Origin of the sequence: Streptomyces sp. NPDC048057, assembly GCF_040653095.1 — a bacterium.
Taxonomy (GTDB): domain Bacteria; phylum Actinomycetota; class Actinomycetes; order Streptomycetales; family Streptomycetaceae; genus Streptomyces.
Map to the genome: position 1 here is coordinate 295,625 of NZ_JBEZNF010000005.1, position 19,423 is coordinate 315,047.

General features: G+C 71.6%; 19 protein-coding genes. 9 read left to right on the forward strand and 10 right to left on the reverse strand.

The window, feature by feature from the left end:
- Positions 1 to 57 precede the first annotated feature (57 nt).
- Together serB and AB0E05_RS08120 are read right to left on the reverse strand one after the other, a co-directional pair.
- The gene (serB, locus tag AB0E05_RS08115) at positions 58 to 1,281 is read right to left on the reverse strand and encodes a phosphoserine phosphatase SerB (RefSeq protein WP_361960518.1); all 1,224 of its coding nucleotides are present in this window, start codon (positions 1,279 to 1,281) and stop codon (positions 58 to 60) included.
- 82 nt (positions 1,282 to 1,363) lie between these two features.
- Complete coding sequence (locus tag AB0E05_RS08120) at positions 1,364 to 2,926, reverse strand: streptophobe family protein (protein ID WP_361960520.1); 1,563 nt, start codon at positions 2,924 to 2,926, stop codon at positions 1,364 to 1,366.
- 302 nt (positions 2,927 to 3,228) lie between these two features.
- On the opposite strand from AB0E05_RS08120, the gene AB0E05_RS08125 reads away from it, so the two are divergent.
- Entirely contained in the window at positions 3,229 to 5,796 is a 2,568-nt protein-coding gene (locus AB0E05_RS08125; RefSeq protein ID WP_361960522.1) for an FHA domain-containing protein, read from the forward strand.
- Between the two features lie 279 nt (positions 5,797 to 6,075).
- Here the strand turns inward: AB0E05_RS08125 and AB0E05_RS08130 are convergent, their stop codons facing one another.
- The 3 genes from AB0E05_RS08130 to AB0E05_RS08140 form a co-directional block, all read right to left on the reverse strand.
- Complete coding sequence (locus AB0E05_RS08130) at positions 6,076 to 6,822, reverse strand: transglycosylase SLT domain-containing protein (RefSeq protein WP_361960524.1); 747 nt, start codon at positions 6,820 to 6,822, stop codon at positions 6,076 to 6,078.
- A 311-nt stretch (positions 6,823 to 7,133) separates the two neighbouring features.
- On the reverse strand, positions 7,134 to 8,207 hold the full coding sequence (locus AB0E05_RS08135) for an S-adenosylmethionine:tRNA ribosyltransferase-isomerase (RefSeq protein WP_361960590.1): 1,074 nt from the start codon (positions 8,205 to 8,207) through the stop codon (positions 7,134 to 7,136).
- A 50-nt stretch (positions 8,208 to 8,257) separates the two neighbouring features.
- Complete coding sequence (locus AB0E05_RS08140) at positions 8,258 to 8,953, reverse strand: SDR family NAD(P)-dependent oxidoreductase (protein WP_361960526.1); 696 nt, start codon at positions 8,951 to 8,953, stop codon at positions 8,258 to 8,260.
- A 228-nt stretch (positions 8,954 to 9,181) separates the two neighbouring features.
- Here AB0E05_RS08140 and AB0E05_RS08145 point away from each other — a divergent pair, with 228 nt between their 5' ends.
- The 3 genes from AB0E05_RS08145 to AB0E05_RS08155 all read left to right on the forward strand — a co-directional run bounded on the left by AB0E05_RS08145 (position 9,182) and on the right by AB0E05_RS08155 (position 11,360).
- Complete coding sequence (locus AB0E05_RS08145; RefSeq protein ID WP_361960528.1) at positions 9,182 to 10,327, forward strand: GAF domain-containing sensor histidine kinase; 1,146 nt, start codon at positions 9,182 to 9,184, stop codon at positions 10,325 to 10,327.
- Entirely contained in the window at positions 10,320 to 10,964 is a 645-nt protein-coding gene (locus tag AB0E05_RS08150; protein ID WP_361960530.1) for a response regulator transcription factor, read from the forward strand. The genes AB0E05_RS08145 and AB0E05_RS08150 overlap by 8 nt, the downstream gene beginning before the upstream one ends.
- A gap of 150 nt (positions 10,965 to 11,114) precedes the next feature.
- Positions 11,115 to 11,360: a chaplin gene (locus AB0E05_RS08155; protein WP_361537658.1), complete on the forward strand. Its 246-nt coding sequence runs from the start codon at positions 11,115 to 11,117 to the stop codon at positions 11,358 to 11,360.
- A gap of 271 nt (positions 11,361 to 11,631) precedes the next feature.
- On the opposite strand, the gene AB0E05_RS08160 is transcribed toward AB0E05_RS08155, so the two are convergent.
- The gene (locus AB0E05_RS08160; RefSeq protein WP_361960532.1) at positions 11,632 to 12,426 is read right to left on the reverse strand and encodes a hypothetical protein; all 795 of its coding nucleotides are present in this window, start codon (positions 12,424 to 12,426) and stop codon (positions 11,632 to 11,634) included.
- A 218-nt stretch (positions 12,427 to 12,644) separates the two neighbouring features.
- Here AB0E05_RS08160 and AB0E05_RS08165 point away from each other — a divergent pair, with 218 nt between their 5' ends.
- The 4 genes from AB0E05_RS08165 to AB0E05_RS08180 all read left to right on the forward strand — a co-directional run bounded on the left by AB0E05_RS08165 (position 12,645) and on the right by AB0E05_RS08180 (position 15,833).
- Positions 12,645 to 13,436: an ABC transporter ATP-binding protein gene (locus AB0E05_RS08165; RefSeq protein WP_361960534.1), complete on the forward strand. Its 792-nt coding sequence runs from the start codon at positions 12,645 to 12,647 to the stop codon at positions 13,434 to 13,436.
- 78 nt (positions 13,437 to 13,514) lie between these two features.
- Positions 13,515 to 13,943: an NfeD family protein gene (locus AB0E05_RS08170; RefSeq protein WP_361960536.1), complete on the forward strand. Its 429-nt coding sequence runs from the start codon at positions 13,515 to 13,517 to the stop codon at positions 13,941 to 13,943.
- A gap of 106 nt (positions 13,944 to 14,049) precedes the next feature.
- Positions 14,050 to 15,000, forward strand: a complete 951-nt coding sequence (locus AB0E05_RS08175) for an SPFH domain-containing protein (RefSeq protein WP_361960538.1) — start codon at positions 14,050 to 14,052, stop codon at positions 14,998 to 15,000.
- Between the two features lie 56 nt (positions 15,001 to 15,056).
- Positions 15,057 to 15,833 (forward strand): sulfite exporter TauE/SafE family protein, encoded by a 777-nt coding sequence (locus tag AB0E05_RS08180; protein ID WP_361960540.1) that lies wholly within the window; start codon positions 15,057 to 15,059, stop codon positions 15,831 to 15,833.
- 64 nt (positions 15,834 to 15,897) lie between these two features.
- Here the strand turns inward: AB0E05_RS08180 and AB0E05_RS08185 are convergent, their stop codons facing one another.
- The 3 genes from AB0E05_RS08185 to AB0E05_RS08195 form a co-directional block, all read right to left on the reverse strand.
- The gene (locus AB0E05_RS08185) at positions 15,898 to 16,407 is read right to left on the reverse strand and encodes an HNH endonuclease (protein WP_361960542.1); all 510 of its coding nucleotides are present in this window, start codon (positions 16,405 to 16,407) and stop codon (positions 15,898 to 15,900) included.
- 212 nt (positions 16,408 to 16,619) lie between these two features.
- Positions 16,620 to 17,159 (reverse strand): YbhB/YbcL family Raf kinase inhibitor-like protein, encoded by a 540-nt coding sequence (locus AB0E05_RS08190; protein WP_361960544.1) that lies wholly within the window; start codon positions 17,157 to 17,159, stop codon positions 16,620 to 16,622.
- 381 nt (positions 17,160 to 17,540) lie between these two features.
- Entirely contained in the window at positions 17,541 to 18,323 is a 783-nt protein-coding gene (locus tag AB0E05_RS08195) for a sporulation protein (protein WP_361960546.1), read from the reverse strand.
- An 83-nt stretch (positions 18,324 to 18,406) separates the two neighbouring features.
- Here AB0E05_RS08195 and AB0E05_RS08200 point away from each other — a divergent pair, with 83 nt between their 5' ends.
- Positions 18,407 to 19,048, forward strand: coding sequence for a DNA-3-methyladenine glycosylase (locus AB0E05_RS08200; RefSeq protein WP_361960548.1), 642 nt, complete (start codon positions 18,407 to 18,409; stop codon positions 19,046 to 19,048).
- A gap of 144 nt (positions 19,049 to 19,192) precedes the next feature.
- On the opposite strand, the gene AB0E05_RS08205 is transcribed toward AB0E05_RS08200, so the two are convergent.
- Positions 19,193 to 19,423: hypothetical protein (locus AB0E05_RS08205; RefSeq protein ID WP_361960550.1), on the reverse strand; the 231-nt coding region annotated here is incomplete at its 5' end.

Sequence of the window (19,423 nt, forward strand, 5' to 3'; positions counted from 1 at the left end):
CACAGTGCGTCGGGGCCCGCCGTGTCGGTGAAAAGTGAAGGGGAGCGGGAGCGGGGCTCAGTGCTCGACGGCCGTCTCGCTCTCGGCGTCCGCCGCCTCGACCTCCTCGCGGGTGACGCCCAGCAGATACAGCACCGTGTCCAGGAAGGGCACGTTCACCGCGGTGTGCGCGGCCTCCCGCACCACGGGCTTGGCATTGAACGCCACCCCCAGCCCGGCCGCGTTCAGCATGTCCAGGTCGTTGGCGCCGTCGCCGATCGCCACCGTCTGCGCCAGCGGCACCCCGGCCTCCGCGGCGAACCTCCGCAGCAGCCGCGCCTTGCCCGCCCGGTCCACTATCTCGCCGGTGACGCGGCCGGTGAGCTTGCCGTCCACGATCTCCAGGGTGTTCGCCGAGGCGAAGTCCAGCCCCAGCCGGTCCTTGAGGTCGTCCGTCACCTGGGTGAAGCCGCCGGAGACGACCCCCACCTGGAACCCGAGCCGCTTCAGCGTACGGATCAGCGTCCGGGCGCCCCGGGTCAGCCGCACCTCGGAGCGCACCTTGTCCACCACCGAGGCGTCCAGCCCCGCCAACAGCGCCACCCGGGCGTGCAGCGACTGCTCGAAGTCCAACTCCCCGCGCATCGCCGCCGCCGTGACCTCGGCGACCTGGTCCTCGCAGCCCGCGTGGGCCGCGAACAGCTCGATGACCTCGTCCTGGATCAGTGTGGAGTCCACGTCCATGACGACCAGCCGCTGGGCCCGTCGGTGCAGTCCCGCCGAGACCACGGCCACGTCGACGCCGATCTGCGCCGCCTGGGTCGCCAGCGCGGTCCGCAGCGCCTCCGTCTCCGCACCCGACACCGCGAACTCCACGGCCGTCACCGGATACTTGGCGAGTCGGAAGATGCGGTCGATGTTCCCGCCGGTCTCGGTGATCCGTGCCGCTATGGCGGCGGTCGACTCCGCGGTCAGCGGATGGCCCAGCACCGTCACATGGGAACGCCCGCTGCCGCGCGGCCTGTTGTCCCCCGTGCCCGAGATGATCTCCGCCTGGAGCCTCAGGGACTCGGCCCAGCTGTGCACGGTGGCCCTCAGCTCGCCCTCGTCGCCCGGCCGCGTCGGCGCACTGACCAGGGCGCACAGCACCAGCCGGCCCCGTGAGACGACCTGCTCGATGTCGATGACGTCCACCGCATAGGCCGCGAGAGTGTCGAACAGCCCTGCGGTGATCCCGGGTCGGTCCTTCCCGAAGATCTTCACCAGAAGGGTACGTACGTCGGATTTCTGCGAAGCGCTCATGGTGCCTCCACCGTAACCGCGAAAGGTCACGGCGAGACGACGCGTCCCGGCTGCTGGACACCGTCACGGGGCCGCGAGCAGGTCACGGAGCGCGCTCCGGGCCGCCCTCCCGCGGCTGCGGCGGCCGACGTAGGTAGGGGTTGGTGTCCGGGTTCGGTGGCCGGTGCGGAGCGCCCGGATCGTACGGCCCTGGATCGTACGGTCCCGGGGCGTACGGCTCGGGGCCCCGCTCGGCCCTCGCCCGCAGTGCCGCGCTCCGTCGGACCGCGGCGTGCACCAGCAGCGCGCCCGCCCCACCGGCCCCCGCGCCCCACGCCGCGCCGAGCAGCGCCGCCGTGCCCGGATGGCCGTGGAGTTCGACGGCCGCGCCGAACGCGTCGACGCCGAGGACCGAGAGCGAGGCGCCCACCGAGACGTCCGTCAGCCACACCGCGAGCGGCAGCGCCAGCGCGCTCAACGCCCCGAGCCGTAGCGCACACCACGCCGCGAACCGGGCCGCGCCACCACGCCCCAGCGGGGTGCGCGCCGCCGCCAGCACCCCCGCGTGCAACATCATCACGGCGGTCGCCACCGCCAGCAGCCACACGCGTCCGTCCAGTTCCGCCAGTCGGGCGACGGTGACGGGCTCCTGCGCCGAGACGCGGAGGTACTCGTCCAACGGGTCGGGGAGCAGCCGCGCCAGATCCCCGTCCGCCCGGCCGTCCCACGGCACGAACAGTCCCAGCGGGATCCCCAGCCACACCCCGTTCGGCGCCCCGAGCAGCGCGGAGCCCGCGATCAGCTTCGGATGCTCGTCGCCGATCGCCGCGTACGCCGCCGCCGCGTACCCCGCGAGCACGGCGACGACGGCCACCGTGACCAGCGCCGACGCGGCCGGCCGCAGCGGGCGGACCAGCCGGTCCAGGCAGCGGGGCAGCGGGGCCCGCCGCCCCGCCAGCAGCGCGACGACCAGGACGCCGACGACCCACAGCAGCGCGCCGAGCAACGACGGACCGGTCTCGACGCGGTAGCCGACCGACGCCTGCGCGTCCACGAGGTCGCCCAACCGGTCCGGCAGCAGCCCGCCGACGTCGCCCACGCCCGGGACGTCCAGGTCCGGCAGGTCGACGTCGCCGAGGCCGGGCAGCTCGACGCCGCCGTCGGAAGCGCCGCCCGGGCCCAGCTCTCCCCCGTCGAAGGTGATCGCCTCGTGCCCGGCCCACGCCAGGCCCGCGGTCACCGCGACGAACAGCGCGACCACGGCCCCCGCCCGGGCGGCGAGTTCGCTCCCCGGGACGTACACCCTCGCCCCGCGCACCGTGCGCAGGAAGACGTACGCCAACAGCAGTGCCCCGACCAGGCTCACTCCGAGGGGGGTGAAGTCGATCGCCGTCCGCGCGCCGGCTCCTTCGAGGCCGAACGCGGACACGTCGCCCGACGGCGCGACCGAGCCGCCCACCGCCAGGACGACCACCGCGGCGGCCATCGGGCCGAGCGACCCGGACGCATCCGCCTCCAGCAGATGCAGCCCCAGCGCCGCCACGCCCGCCATCCCGACGAAAGCCCAGCTCACGGTGGCGACGGCGGACAGCAGCACCTCGCCCCACGGCACCCGTGACCCACGACCCGCGCCGGCCGTGCCGTCGATGCGTTCGGCGTCGCGCACGAGATCCGCCCCCCGAAGCCCTCAGAGCCCGCAGACTCGGACCGCCCCTCCCGCGCGCCGGCCGCCGCAATGGCCCGCGGCCCGCCGCAGCACGGGACGGCTACCACTGTCCGCGCCCGCCCCTCCGTCGTCAACGGGCCTGTCCAGTACGGCACTTGAGCGCCCTCACCAGCCCGACTACCAGCGAAGGGGCCGCGCCTGAAATAGTTCCCCCCATTGTTCGCCATCCCTAGACTCCCCGTGGCGGGGGTAATTCGGGGGACAAGCAAGTGGGGCAGGGAGTGCGAGAACTCGTACTGGAAATGAACGGAAGGACCTGGACGCTCGATCCGTCCAGGTCGTACACCCTGGGGCGGGACCCCCAAGGGGACGTGGTCTTCGAGGACGCCCGGGTCTCCTGGCGGCACGCCAGCATCAGCTGGAGCGGTCGCGGCTGGGTGATCGAGGACCACGGCAGCACCAACGGCACGTACGTGGAGGGCCACCGGATCCAACAGACCGAGATCACCGCCGGTTCCGCGGTGCGGCTCGGCAACGCCACCGACGGTCCGCGGCTGGGCCTCTCGGCCCCGCCCGTGAGCGCCGTCGGCTCCCCGGCGGCGGCACAGTCCGTACCGGCGCAGCCGGCCCAGGCCGCGCCCGCGCCGTATCCGGCCGCCGCCGCCCAGGGTCAGCCGCCGCAGCAGGGCTGGCCCCAGCAGCAACACCAGCACCAGCAGCCCGTACCGAACCAACAGCACATACCGGCCCCGCAGCAGGCGCCGCAGCACCTGCCGCACATACCTCCTCAAGCCGGCGCTGCACAGCAGGCACACGGCGGGGCCGCGGGGGCCCCGCCCGTGTACGGCGACCGCAGCCCCACCACCTTCCACCAGCTGGCACTCGGCCGCGTCATGCGCATCGGCCGAGCCCTGGAGAACGAACTCGTCGTCGCCGACCTCCAGGTCTCGCGCCACCACGCCGAGTTCACCGCCACCCCGGACGGCCGCTTCCAGCTCCGGGACCTCGGCTCGCACAACGGCACGTACGTCAACGGCCAGCCGATGGCCAAGTCCCAGACCGTCGTCATCGGCCCGGGCGACATCGTCGGCGTCGGCCACTCCACCTTCCGGATCGTCGGCGACCGGCTGGAGGAGTTCGTCGACACCGGCGAGGTCACCTTCTCCGCCCGCAACCTCACGGTCACCGTCGAGGGTGGCAAGCAGATCCTGCGGGACGTCTCCTTCGGCGTCCCGGAGAAGTCCCTGATCGGCGTGATCGGCCCCTCCGGGTCCGGCAAGTCGACCCTCCTCAAGGCGCTCACCGGCTACCGCCCCGCCAACCAGGGCGACGTCCTGTACGACGGCCGGAGCCTGTACAAGCAGTTCGCCGAGCTCCGCCAGCGCATCGGCCTGGTCCCGCAGGACGACATCCTCCACAAGGAGCTGACCGTCCTCAAGGCGCTGCGCTACGCGGCCAAGCTCCGCTTCCCGGGCGACACCGCCACCGCGGAGCGCGAGGCCCGCATCGAGGAGGTGCTGCGCGAGCTGAAGCTCGACATCCACCGGGACAAGAAGGTCACCTCGCTCTCCGGCGGCCAGCGCAAGCGGGTCTCCGTCGCCCTGGAACTGCTGACCAAGCCGTCGCTGATCTTCCTGGACGAGCCGACCTCCGGTCTCGACCCGGGTATGGACCGCGACGTCATGATGCTGCTGCGCGGACTGGCCGACGACGGCCGCACCGTCCTGGTGGTCACGCACTCCGTCGCCGAGCTGAACCAGTGCGACAAGCTCCTGGTCATGGCGCCCGGCGGCGCGGTCGCCTACTTCGGGCCGCCCGGCGAGGCCCTGAACTTCTTCGGCTACGGCACCTGGGCCGACGTCTTCTCCGCCTTCGAGAACTACCGCGACTACGACTGGGCGGGCCGCTGGCGCGGCTCGCAGCACTACCAGATGTACGCGGCGGAGGCGGGCGGCGACCCGGCCGCCGCGGCCCAGCCCGTGAGCATGCCGTCACCGCAGCAGATGCGCCCGCCGAAGCCGCAGAGCTGGGGCGCCCAGCTCTTCACGCTGATGCGCCGCTACCTCTCCGTCATCGGCTCCGACAAGGGCTTCATGGCCCTGATGGTGATCCTGCCGGCCGTCCTCGGCCTGGTCAGCGTGGTGATCCCGGCCGACTACGGCCTGGCCGCCCCCGACGACGGCAAGGCGCAGTTCAACGGCGACGCCGGCACGATCATGCTGATCCTCGCGGTCGGCATGTGCTTCTCCGGCGCGGCGAACTCGGTGCGCGAGCTGATCAAGGAACGGGTGATCTACGAGCGGGAGCGCGCCACCGGCCTGTCCCGCTCCGCGTACCTGATGTCCAAGGTGGTCGTCCTCGGGATGATCACGGCCCTCCAGGGCGTGATCATCTGCGGCATCGGCTTCGCCACCCGCGAGCTGCCCGACGAGGGCCTGCTGATGCCGCCGGCGGTCGAGCTGTGCCTGGTGGTCATCGCCCTGGGCTTCACCTCGATGATGTTCGGCCTGGTGATCTCCTCGCTGGTCAAGACCGCCGAGAAGACCATGCCGCTGCTGGTGATGTTCGCGATCGTCCAGGTCGTCTTCACCGGCATCCTCTTCAAGGTGTACGGCTCGCCGGGCCTGGAGCAGTTCGCCTATCTGATGCCGTCCCGCTGGGCCATCGCCGGCTCCGCCGCCACGCTCGACCTCGGCCGGCTGATGCCGCCGTGGGACCAGCAGAAGCCCGACGACCTCGACCCGCTGTGGGAGGCCACCGCCGGGCAGTGGGGCATGAACGTCGGCGTGCTGCTGGCCATCGGCGTGGTCTGCGGCATCGTGGTCGCCCGGCTGCTGCGCCGCCACGAGCCGGAGGTCATGCGCAAGTAGCGGCCCCGAACGCACGCGGAGGGCGGCACCCCCTGGGGGGTGCCGCCCTTGGTCGTGTCTTCAAAGTCCCGTCTGCCTGGCGGGGTCTGGCACGCACGCTCGCGGTGTTGTCGTCGGTCGCCAATGGCCCCCTGTGCCCTGCGGGCACGGGAGGTACCCCCACCGCATTGACTTCCTCCTCCGCCTTGCGATCGCACGCACCAGACCCCGCCAGGCCCGCCCCAAGGGCGGACGACGCTACTTTGAAGACACTCCCCAGGCGTCTGTGTGTCCTTCGGCTCAGTAGGCGCCGAAGACGTTGTCGATCGAGCCGTAGCGGTCGGCGGCGTAGTTGGCCGCGGCGACGATGTTGGCGACCGGGTCGTACAGGTCGAACTCGGTGCCGGACACGTGGTACGTGTTGAAGGTCGGCTGGATGACCTGGAGCAGGCCCTTGGACGGGATGCCGTTCTGGGCGTTGATGTCCCAGTTGTTGATCGCGTTCGGGTTACCGCTGGACTCCCGCATGATGTTGCGGTGCAGCCCCTCGTAGGAACCCGGGATGTCGTGCTTGTCCATGATGGACATGGCCTCGCGGATCCAGCCGTCGAGGTTGTTCGGGAAGGACTGCGGCGCGGCGGCGGCGACCTTCTGCGCGACCGGCTTGGCGGCCTTGACGGCCTCCGCGGCCTTCTTCGCGACCTCGGCCTTCTTGGCGGCGGCGTCGGCCGCGGCCTTCTGCACCGCGGCCTCAGCGGCGGCCTTGGCGTCCTTCTCGGCCTGGACGGCCTGCTGCACGGCCTCCTGGACCTGCGCGTCGATGCTGCTCTTCTGGGCCTCCAGGCCCGTCTTGAGGACGCCCGCCTGGACGGCCTCGGTGTTCAGGGTGGCGGCGGCGGCCGGGGCGGCGGAGGTCACCGGGGCGGCCTGCGCCTCGGTGGCGCCCACGGGCACCAGGGAGAGGGTGATGGCTGCAACACCGGCGGCGGCGATACCGGCGATCGAGACCTTGCGGGTCTTGGTCATACGGATACTGGTCGCGGACATACAGACGTACCTCTTCGGATCGGGGAAGTCGCAATCAGCTCGCCGGAATGGCGCTGCGCTCCACGGCGGGCGGCGACGAGAGGTAATTCTTAGCGCCAGCAAAAACCCGTGGCAATCATGTGACGTACGACCCTGGATAGTGGACAAGGGCGCCCCGATAACGCCCTTGATCCCCCTCAGTCCCCGCTCACAGGGCCCTTATGTCTCCACTAGGGAGATTCGTAAGTGACCTGCGTCCTATGCCCGGGCTCACATCGAGCCCCCTTCGATTTCACATTGAGTTGCAGCAGCAACTCAATGTGTGAGGACTCTTATCGGCGGTCATCCGGGAGGAGGAGATGCACGTCCCCGAACTCATGCCACAGATAGCGGCCCCGCAGTGCCGCCTCATACGCACGGGCGAGGGCCGGTCGCCCCGCGATCGCCTCCAACATCAGCAGATGCGAGGCCGCGGGCTCGTGCAGCCCGGTGAGGAGCCCGTCCACCACGCGCACCCCGCGCTCGGGCGTGACCACCAGGTCCGTCCACCCCGCCGCCGGGCGCACCACCCCGCGCCCGCCCGCTCCGGTCCCCCGTGCCGAGGACTCCAGGGCCCGTACGGCCGTTGTCCCCACCGCCACCACCCGGCCCCCGCCCGCCCGGGCCGCGTTCACCAGCCACGCCGTCGTCGCCGGCACCGCGTACCGCTCCGGATACGGCGGCTCGTGCGCCTCCGCGGACGCCACCCCCGTGTGCAGCACCACCGGCGCGAACTGCACCCCCCGACTCACCAGCTCCGCCACCAGCCCCGCCGTGAAGGGCCGCGCCGCGCTCGGCATCTCCGCCGAACCCGCCCCGTCGGGGGAGGGGAGCGCGAAGACCGTCTGGTACGCCGACAGCGGCTGGTCCCGCAAGGTGTACGCGTAACGGATCGGCCGCCCGTAGCGGCGCAGCAGCTCCGGCACCCCCACCGACGCCTCCGCCCACCACAGCCGGTCCGCCCCCGGCGCCAACGGCCGCACCAGCACCAGCCGCGCCCCGCCCGGCAGCCGCACCGCGGCCCCGGCCGGCCCGCCCGGGCGCCGTCGGCTGCTGCCCGCCCCGTCCGGCGACCTCAGCTCCACCGCCCACCGCCCGTCGTCCCCGCGCGTGGAGAAGTGGACGACGACCGGCACGCCGCCCAGGCGGCCGTTCACGGCCGCGGGCAGCGTGGCGGAGGTGTTCACCACCAGGACGTCCCCGGCCCGCAGCAGCGCCGGCAGCGCACGGAACGAGTGGTGGGACACCCGCTCCCCGCGGGACACCAGCAGCCGTACGTCGTCCCGGCCGGCGCCCCGCACCTCCGCCGGCACCCGCGCCGACAGCGCGTCGGGCACCGTCAGCGACTCCAGGGCCGCCCCGGCCAGCGCGGCGGCCTCCGCCGCGCCCTGGTGGCGACAGGGGCCGCCCGGGCCGGTCACACCGACCCCAGGAGCGCAGGGGCCCCGTACCGTCCGCTCACCGGACGCTCGTCCAGCAGCCGCAGGAAGCCGGGGACCACCGACTCGGGCGTCGGCCGCGGCTCGTCGTCGTCCGGGACCGCGGCGGCGTACAGATCGGTGTCCATGTCGCCCGGGTCCACCGCCCACACCCGCAGCCGCGGCTCCTCGACCCCGAGGACCGCCGCCAGGTGGTCCAGCGCCGCCTTCGAGGCCCCGTAACCGCCCCACGTCTCGTACGCCTCCGCCGCCGCGTCCGAGCTGATCGCGATCACCGTGCCCGCCGACGACTCCCGCAGCAGCGGCAGCGCCTCCTGGACCAGACCCAGCGCGGCCACCACGTTCGTCTCCAGCGCCACCCGCAGCCCCTCCAGCGACAGCTCGTCCAGCCGCACCAAAGGCTCCGCACCCAGCACGCTCGCATTGCTCACCAGCAGGTCCAGACCGCCGAGCCGGCGCGCCGTCGCCACCAGCTCAGCGCGGTGCGCGGCGTCCGCCACGTCCCCGGGGACCGCCACCACGTGCGTCCCGTGCGCCCCGACCTGCTCGGCGCTCTCGGCCAGCACCGACGCCGTCCTGGCACTCAGCACCAGGTCCCAACCCCGCTCGGCCAGCGCCAGCGCCAGCGCCCGTCCCAGACCCTTCGAACCACCCGTGATCAGCGCTACCGGCATGTCGGCCATCCCCTCTGTGTTCACGTGCTCTGGTCGCCCGCGGTGCCCGCGGGCCCGGGCGCGGGACACGCCGACGCCCGACGCCCCCACCGTAGAAAGGGGCCGCGGCCCGCCACCTCGTCCCCGAGACCCCATCCGACAAGGCACTTCGACCTAGGACCCGAGCCCTAAGCGGACGCCGTCGACGGCCCGATACGCACGGTCACCCGCGCCGGTACCGTGAGGTCCATGAGCCATCGACCGCGTTCCGGCCTCTCGGCCGTGAGCACCGCACTCCTCGCCATGAGCCGGCACCTGGAGGTCCGCGACGTCCTCAAGACGATCGTGGCCTCGGCGCGCGAACTCCTGGACGCGGAGTACGCGGCCCTCGGCGTCCCCGACGACCACGGCGGCTTCGCCCAGTTCGTGGTCGACGGCGTCAGCGACGCCCAGTGGAAGGCGATCGGCCCGCTGCCCCGGCAGCACGGCGTCCTCGCCGCGATGCTCCACGACGCCCGCACCGAACGCCTCGCGGACGTCCGCGAGGACCCCCGCTTCGGCGGCTGGCCCAGCGCCCACCCCGAGCTGTCCGACTTCCTCGGCCTGCCCATCAAGGACGGCGACGAGATCATCGGCGCCCTCTTCCTCGCCAACAAGCGCTGCCCCAGGACCGACGGCGGCTGCGGCTTCACCGCATCGGACGAGGAACTCCTGTCGATCCTCGCGCAGCACGCGGCCATCGCCCTCACCAACGCCCGGCTGTACGAACGCAGCCGCGAACTGACCATCGCCGAGGAACGCTCCCGGCTCGCCCACGAACTCCACGACGCCGTCAGCCAGAAGCTCTTCTCCCTGCGGCTGACCGCCCAGGCCGCCGCCGCCCTCGTCGACCGCGACCCGGCCCGCGCCAAGGGCGAACTCCAGCAGGTCGCCGCCCTCGCCGCGGAGGCCGCGGACGAGCTGCGGGCCGCCGTCGTGGAGTTGCGCCCCGCAGCCCTGGACGAGGACGGCCTGATCAACACCCTGCGCACCCAGATACAGGTCCTCGACCGGGCCCACTCCGCCCGGGTCACCTTCGACACCTGTGGCACCAAGGCCCTGCCCGCCGCCCAGGAGGAGGCCCTGCTGCGCGTCGCCCAGGAAGCCCTCCACAACGCCCTGCGCCACTCCGAGGGCGACCGCGTCGACGTGGTCCTCGCCCGCCGCGGCCAGGGCGCCGTCCTCAGCGTCACCGACAACGGCAAGGGCTTCGAGCCCCGCACGGTCCGGCGGGCCGGCCGCCACCTGGGCCTGGTCTCCATGCGCGACCGCGCGAGCGGCGTCGGCGGCCGGCTCCGCGTCCACTCCGCGCCCGGCAAGGGCACCACCATCGAAATGGAGGTCCCCGGTGGGTGACCGCATGATCCGCGTCCTGCTCGTCGACGACCACCAGGTCGTCCGCCGCGGACTGCGGACGTTCCTGGAGGTCCAGGACGACATCGAGGTCGTCGGCGAGGCCGGCGACGGTGCCGAGGGGGTCGCCCGCGCCGAGGAGCTGAAGCCGGACGTCGTCCTGATGGACGTCAAGATGCCCGGCACCGACGGCATCGAGGCCCTGCGGCGGCTGCGCGAGCTGGCCAACCCCGCAAAGATCCTCATCGTCACCAGCTTCACCGAGCAGCGCACCGTCGTCCCCGCCCTGCGCGCCGGCGCCTCCGGATACGTGTACAAGGACGTCGATCCCGAAGCGCTCGCCGGCGCCATCCGCTCCGTGCACGCCGGACACGTGCTCCTCCAGCCCGAGGTCGCCGGGGCCCTGCTCACCCAGGACGACCCGACCACCGGCCCCGGCCGGGGCAGCAGCCTCACCGAACGGGAGCGCGAGGTCCTCGGCCTGATCGCGGACGGCCGCTCCAACCGGGAGATCGCCCGCGCCCTCGTCCTCTCCGAGAAGACCGTCAAGACGCACGTCTCGAACATCCTGATGAAACTCGACCTGGCGGACCGAACGCAGGCCGCGCTGTGGGCCGTACGCCACGGCCTCACCGACTGACCCGCGCGTCCCGCCGCGGTTCCCGTTGATCGGAGATTCATACTGTCGGGTGGACATCACCCGGACGGCGCATCCTGATCGTCCGTTCGCCGTTCTCCAGTGCGTGCCGCGGCGGACCCGCCGCGGCGAACGCCCAGGAGGATGACCCACGTGAAGAACCTGAAGAAGGCCGCCGCCATCACCATGATCACCGGCGGTCTCGTCGCCGCCGGCGCCGGCATCGCCTCCGCGACCCCCGGTGCGCACGCCCACGGCGCCGCGACCAACTCCCCGGGCGTCGCCTCCGGCAACGCGGTCCAGGTCCCGGTCCACGTCCCGGTGAACGTCTCCGGCAACTCGATCAACGTGATCGGCCTCCTGAACCCCGCCTTCGCCAACGCCGCGGTCAACGGCTGACCAGCGCCCGTCGATTCCCCGCGCCCCTGAAAGCCTGTCCTCCAGCCCGCAGACATGTGACGGGGGAAGGCAAACAGGGGCGCTGGGGGTACCTCCCATGCCCTCTGGGCGTAGGGGGAGGAACTGCGCGACAAACCATAACGAACGGTTGGCCGCGCGATATCGGTCTGTCCCGAGTGGGCAGGCGCCTGGGGGCGCGGAGAACTCACGACGAGCGTGCAGCCGCGAGCCGCCAGCCCGTGCTCAGCCGCACGCTGGAGCGGGGCAGGCCCTACACGCCCCGCTCCAACTCCTCCACGTACGAGTTGTACGCCGCAACCCGCGCCCGCCTCGCCACCCGCTCCACCGGCCGCAGCGCCTCCCCCCGCGCCGCCATCTCCGAAGCGCTCACCGCGCCGCCGTGCCCCTGCTCGTACGCCAGCGAGATCAGCAGCCCGACCCGCTGCGCCAGCTCCCACACCCGTACCGCCCGCGGCGGATACCCCGGGGCCAGCCCCGCCCGCCCCGCCTCCGCACGCGCCCGGTACGCGTCGATCGCCGCCTCAGCCACCGGCCCCGACGCCGCCACGTCGAGCTGCGACAGCGCCGCCGTCGCCTCCCGCAGCCCCTCCGCCAACTCCCGCTCCGCCTCGCCCAGGGACGGCACGTCCGCCGGCATCGCCTCCCGCACCGGCAGACACTCCCAGACGACCTCCACGTGCAGATCACCCGGTGAACCCGCCTCGTGCACCTGCGGCACCAGCCCGTACGGCGCGCCGTACCCGACGACCGCCTCCTCCGCCTCCAGCGCCCGCCGGTTGAACTCCGGCGGCCCGCTGAGCCCCAGCGGATGCCCCGGCACCGGCAGCGCGACCCGCCACCCGCAGACCCCGAGGGCCCGCAGCCGACCCAGTGCCAGCGTCAGCCCGACCGGCCCGGACTCGCCGGGCAACCCCGTCACCCGGTGCACCGCGTCGTCGCCGACGACCGCCTCCGCTGCGTCGTCGGGCGACACGGCCCCGGCCAACAGGGCGTTGCCCCACGCCGCGAGCCGACCTGAACGTGGTTCCGAGGGATCAGAGAGCATGCCCCCAGCGTAAGGACCCGGCGACGACGCCCCCAAGCGCGCGCCGAACCGCCCGCGCGCACCTCCCCGTACCTCCCCGTTCCGCCCCGCACGCCGCCCAAGGAACGGACCGGGGCGCCGACTCGTCCCACCAGTGGCGTAGATTTCCCTGAGGGGGCTGCCCACCGGCGTCAAGCCCTCGCGACCTGAACACGACTGCATGGGGAGACAACGCGCTCATGAGCGATGTACTGGAGCTGGTGGACGTATCCGTGGTCCGCGACGGACGCGCTCTGGTGGACGACGTCTCCTGGTCCGTCAAGGAAGGGGAGCGCTGGGTCATCCTCGGCCCCAACGGCGCGGGCAAGACCACCCTGCTCAACCTCGCGTCCAGCTACCTCTTCCCGACCACCGGCACCGTCCGCATCCTCGACGAGCGCCTCGGCGACGTCGACGTCTTCGAACTCCGCCCGCGCATCGGCGTGGCCGGCATCGCCATGTCGGAGAAGCTGCCCCAGCGCCAGACGGTCCTGCAGACCGTGCTGACCGCCGCGTACGGCATGACCGCCACCTGGCACGAGGACTACGACCCGGTCGACGAGGAGCGCGCCCGCGCCTTCCTCGACCGCCTCGGCATGACGGAGTACCTGGACCGACGGTTCGGCACCCTCTCCGAGGGTGAGCGCAAGCGCACCCTGATCGCCCGCGCCATGATGACCGACCCCGAGCTGCTCCTCCTCGACGAGCCCGCCGCCGGGCTCGACCTCGGAGGCCGCGAAGACCTGGTCCGCCGCCTCGGCCGGCTCGCCCGGGACCCGCTGGCCCCCTCGATGATCATGGTCACGCACCACGTCGAGGAGATCGCCCCCGGCTTCACCCACGTCCTGATGATCCGCCAGGGCAAGGTCCTCGCCGCGGGCCCCATCGAGATGGAGCTGACCTCCCGCAACCTCTCCCGCTGCTTCGGCCTCCCCCTGGTCGTCGAGCACGCGGCCGACCGCTGGACGGCCCACGGCCTCCCCCTGGGCTGAGGCTCCGATCCGGCCCGATCCCCCTTCCGGGGCCGATGCCCCCTGTCCCGAGCCGACCCGCGCACCTACCATGACCATGTGGAAATCGACGCATGGGTGTGGTGGCTGATCGGCGCGGTCGGACTGGGCATTCCGCTCGTCCTGACGGCGATGCCCGAATTCGGCATGCTGTCGGCGGGCGCGGTCGCCGCGGCCGTCGTCGCGGCGCTCGGCGGCGGGATCGTCGCCCAGGTGCTTGTCTTCGTGGTCGTCTCCGTCGCGCTCATCGCCGTCGTGCGCCCCCTCGCGGCCCGGCACCGCACGGGACGCCCGGAGTTCAGCAGCGGGGTGGACGCGCTGAAGGGCCGTCAAGCGGTCGTACTGGAACGGGTCGACGCCAACGGCGGTCGGATCAAGCTGGCCGGCGAGGTGTGGTCGGCCCGCCCGCTCGACGCCGCGATGAGCTTCGAGGCGGGCCAACAGGTCGACGTGGTCGAGATCGACGGCGCCACGGCCGTCGTGATGTGACACAGCCGGCGTCAGGTGGCCGGAACCGGCTCCACAACGGCCGTCGATCTGGGAAACTCGATCATCATCACACCATCATCCGGCAGCGAAGGGCACGGGGAACGCGATGCAACCGATCATCATCGTCCTGATCATTTTGGTGGTGCTGGTCTTCATCGCCCTGATCAAGACGATCCAGGTCATCCCGCAGGCCAGCGCAGCCATCGTCGAGCGGTTCGGCCGCTACACCCGCACCCTGAACGCGGGCCTGAACATCGTGGTGCCGTTCATCGACTCCATCCGCAACCGCATCGACCTGCGTGAACAGGTCGTCCCCTTCCCGCCGCAGCCGGTGATCACCCAGGACAACCTGGTCGTCAACATCGACACCGTCATCTACTACCAGGTCACCGACGCCCGCGCCGCGACCTACGAGGTCGCCAGCTACATCCAGGCCATCGAGCAGCTGACCGTCACCACCCTGCGGAACATCATCGGCGGCATGGACCTGGAGCGGACCCTCACCTCCCGCGAGGAGATCAACGCGGCCCTGCGCGGCGTCCTCGACGAGGCCACCGGCAAGTGGGGCATCCGCGTCAACCGCGTCGAGCTGAAGGCCATCGAGCCGCCCACCTCCATCCAGGACTCGATGGAGAAGCAGATGCGCGCAGACCGGGACAAGCGCGCCGCGATCCTCACCGCCGAGGGCATCAGGCAGTCGCAGATCCTCACCGCCGAGGGCGAGAAGCAGTCGGCCATCCTGCGCGCCGAGGGCGAGGCGAAGGCCGCCGCCCTGCGCGCCGAGGGCGAGGCCCAGGCCATCCGGACCGTCTTCGAGTCCATCCACGCCGGCGACCCGGACCAGAAGCTGCTCTCGTACCAGTACCTCCAGATGCTCCCGAAGATCGCCGAGGGCGACGCCAACAAGCTCTGGATCGTCCCCAGCGAGATCGGCGACGCCCTCAAGGGCCTCTCCGGCGCCTTCGGTAACCTCGGCGGAGGCGTCCCGGGCTTCAACACCGGAGCCAAGGCCCCCGACACCGGCGTCGAGCGCCGCGAAGTACCCCCGGTCGACTAGGACCGCCGCTGCTTGGCATGATCGGTGCTCACCGCACCGATCATGGGGGGCCCACCGTGACCATCTGGGAGATGCTCGCCGTCTTCGCGGCGGGCATCAGCGCCGGGACGATCAACACCATCGTCGGCTCCGGCACCTTGATCACCTTCCCGGTGCTGCTCGCCGTCGGACTGTCGCCGGTCACCGCCACCGTCTCCAACGGCCTCGGCCTGGTCGCCGGCTCCATCAGCGGCGCCATCGGCTACCGCGCCGAACTCACCGGCCAGCGCCGCCGCGTCCTGCGCCTCGCCGCCGTCGCCACGGTCGGCGGCGTCACCGGCGCGGCCCTGCTGCTCACCCTCCCCAGCACGGCCTTCGAGACAATCGTCCCGATCCTGGTCACCCTCGCCCTCGCGCTGGTCATCCTCCAGCCCCGGATCTCCGCCGCCGTCCAGCGCCGCCGCGAGGCCAACGGCACCACCACCCACCCCGACGGCGGCCCCCTGCTGCTCGTCGGCATCCTGCTGGCCAGCGTCTACGGCGGCTACTTCACCGCCGCCCAGGGCATCATCTACATGGCCCTGATGGGCATGTTGATCAACGACACCCTCCAGCGCCTCAACGCCACGAAGAACATCCTCGCCGCCGTCGTCAACAGCGTCGCCGCGGTCTTCTTCCTCTTCGTCGCCGACTTCGACTGGACCGCCGTCGCCCTGATCGCCGTCGGCTCCACCATCGGCGGCCAACTGGGCGCGAAGGTCGGCCGCAAGCTCTCCCCGAAGGTCCTGCGCGCCCTCATCGTCGTCGTCGGCACCGTCGCCCTGGTCCAGCTCGTGCTGTACCGCTACGGCTGAGCCGCCGCGACCGTACGACGAAGGGCCCGCTCCCGTACGGGAACGAGCCCTCGACCACGAAGCCTCACGCAGCGGGCTGGGCCCGCAGCCAGTCCGGCAGCGCGGACCGCTCACCGGACCGCATCCCCAGCAGCATCGCGTCCGCCGGAGACGGTACGAACGGCTCGAACAGCAGCGGCATCCCCGCCTGCTCCGGCGTGCGGTCCGCCTTGCGGTGGTTGTCCTCGGCGCAGGAGGCCACCGTGTTCAGCCAACTGTCCGCACCGCCGTGCGACCGCGGCACCACGTGGTCCACGGTCGTCGCGCGCCTACCGCAGTAGGCGCACCGGTGCTGGTCCCGCACCAGCACCCCCCTGCGCGACCACGGCGCCTGTCTTCGGAAGGGGACCCGTACGTACCGGCAGAGCCTGATCACCCGGGGCACCGGTAGCTCCACGGCGGCGGCGCGCACACGGAGGTCGGGGTGGGCCTGTTCGACGACGGCCTTGTCCTGGAGCACCAGCACCACCGCACGGTTCAGCGTCACCGTCGACAGCGGCTCGAAGCTCGCGTTGAGCACCAGCGTGTCCCGCATGTTCCCCCACCTCCGTTCACCGGCCCGGCACCCCCCGCGGGCCCCGGATGGATCAACTCTGGCCGGGCAGGCCGAGATGGACAACGCAATATCGATGTCCCCCGGGAGCCCTGGAGCACGCCGGTGGACAAAAAAACTGCCCTGTCCTGATCTCTCCAAGACCAGGACAGGGCAAACAACAGTCGAACGAACAGTACGACCGCGGGGGAGCGTCAGCCGGCGGCCGGGACCTCGTACTCCCCGACGAGCTGGGCCCGGCCCAGCGTGTGGAACCGCAGGTTGAACCCGACCACGGCGGGCGACACGTCGGCGTCCGGCCCCAGCTTCTCGCTGTCCACCGCGTACACCGTGAACACGTAGCGGTGCGGCCCGTCACCCGCCGGGGGAGCGGCGCCGCCGAAGTCCTTCGACCCGTAGTCGTTCCGTACGTGCACGGCACCCGCCGGCAGCCCTTCCAAGGAGCCGCTGCCCGCACCGGCCGGCAGCTCCGTCACCGACGCCGGAATGTCGAAGAGCACCCAGTGCCAGAAGCCGCTGCCGGTCGGCGCGTCCGGATCGAAGCAGGTCACCGCGAAGCTCTTGGCACCGGCTGGGAACCCCTCCCACCGCAGGTGCGGCGAGACGTTCCCCTCCGCGTGGACCTGGTCGGCCTTGAGCACCGCCCCCGGCGCCAGGTCGTCGCTCACCACCGTGAACGACGGCACCTCGGGGTGGAAGTCATGCGGCAGCGGAGCCCTCTTCTGCTCGGTCACGTCCGAACCTTCCGTTCGCAGTCAAGTAGTGCGGTAGTGCCACGACCCTAGCTAGGGCGTGTCTTATGGATCTTGCTGGGCTCGCGTGCCCTGGTGCCGCTCCCCCTGGGCCTTCGGCCCGGGAGGTGCCCCCACGCCGCGTTCTCGTCGGTCACCGACGGCCCCCTGTGCCCTGCGGGCACGGTGGTACCCCCACCGCATTGGCTCTCCCCCTGGGCCTGGCGGCCCGGGTGGGGGCGCCCCCACGCGTAGCCGTGGGGGAGTACCCCCATCCTCCGCCTTGCGATCCACGGCGCCAGACCCCTCCCCCTACGCCCGGAGGGCGTGGGGGGACCCCCACCCTGATCCAGCCTGATCCATAAGACGCGCCCTAGGGCTCGGTCAGAGCCAGTTGCGCCGGCCGCCGACGTCGGCGAGCCACTGGTTCAGATACGCGGCCCAGTCGGTCGAAGCGAAGTCCTGGTGCCCGACCTTGAACGCCTTGTACGAGTCGCTGCCCTCGCTGAACAGCCCCGGCTTCTTGTCCATCTCCAGGACGACGTCCATCTCGCGGTCGTCGGCGACGAACGACACCTCGACCTGGTGCAGCCCCCGGTACTGCTGCGGCGGATAGAACTCGATCTCCTGGTAGAACGGCAGCCGCTGACGGCTGCCCCGGATCTGACCGCGCTCCATGTCCGCGCTCTTGAAGCGGAAGCCCAGCTGGATGAAGGCGTCGAGGATCGCCTGCTGCGACGGCAGCGGGTGCACCTGGATCGGGTCGAGGTCGCCGGAGTCCACCGCACGCGCGATCGCCAGCTCCGTCGTCACCCCGATGTCCATCCCGCGCAGCTGCTGCCCGGCGATGGCGGTGACCGGCGTCTCCCACGGGATCTCCAGCCCGAACGGCACCACGTGCGCCGCCCCGGCCTTCACCTCGAACGCGCCGCCGAGCTGCTGCTTGACGAACTCGATGTTCTGCTTGACCTCCTGGTCACCGCTCTCGACCTCGACGCGCGCCTGCAGACCGACGGAGAGCGACTCGATCTGCTGGTCGACCGACCCGCCCTCGATCCGCACCTCGCCCTGGACGACACCGCCCGGCACGACGTTCTCCTCGGTGAGCACCGTCTCCACCGAGGCACCACCTGCGCCCAGACTGGCGAGCAGCTTCTTGAAGCCCATTCCCGTTCCACTCCCTTAGGTATTGCCTCGTCCACTCAAACGCACGGCACCCCGTACCGGTTCCACCGGTACCCTCGGACGCCATGATCGAGCGCCCCGACCGTACGCCCATCCCGCGGTCGTTCTTCGACCGCCCCGTCCTTGAGGTCGCCCCGGAACTCCTCGGCTGCACCCTGGTGCGCCGCACCGACGACGGCCCCCTGGAGCTGCGCATCACCGAGGTCGAGGCGTACGCGGGCGAAGTCGACCCGGGCTCCCACGCCTACCGCGGCCGGACCCCGCGCAACGACGTCATGTTCGGCCCGCCCGGACACGCATACGTCTACTTCACCTACGGCATGTGGCACTGCCTGAACGTCGTGTGTGGCCCGGAGGGCCACGCGAGCGGTGTCCTGCTGCGCGCCGGGGAGATCATCAAGGGCGCGGAGCTCGCGCGCAAACGTCGACTCTCGGCCCGATACGACAAGGAACTGGCCAAAGGTCCGGCACGCCTCGCGACGGCCCTCGACGTCGACCACGTCCTGAAGGGCACTGACCTCTGTCTGGGCGGCGACGCCCCCCTGACCCTCTACCCCGGCCAGTCGCCTACCCCTGACCTGGTGCGCAACGGCCCGCGTACCGGAGTGGGCGGAGAAGGGGCCCTGCACCCCTGGCGCTTTTGGATCGACGGCGACCCCACGGTCAGCCCCTACCGGGCCCACGCACCGCGCAAGAGGGCAACTTGACTCGCCGATCCGAGCCGCCTAACGTAGCCCGAGCCGCTTGAAACGGGGCCTGCTGTTCAGCACCCCGGAGCGGCCATCCACTACTTACGAGGAACCCAAACGGGTGCGATTTCGGCATGCCGAAATTCAATCCCAACCACTCGATTATGAGTCGCCGGGGAAATCGGTTAACGTAGTGAACACGCCGAAAGGCAAAAGGCCAATCCAATCGGCCACCTGATGGAAATCGAAGTCCGGAAGCGGACGAGAAAACATCTGGTAAGGTTGGAAACGCAAGACCGAAGGGAAAAGCCCGGAGGGTCCTGAGAGGGACTTGAAGGAAGCGTCCGTTCCTTGAGAACTCAACAGCGTGCCAAAAGTCAACGCCAAATATGT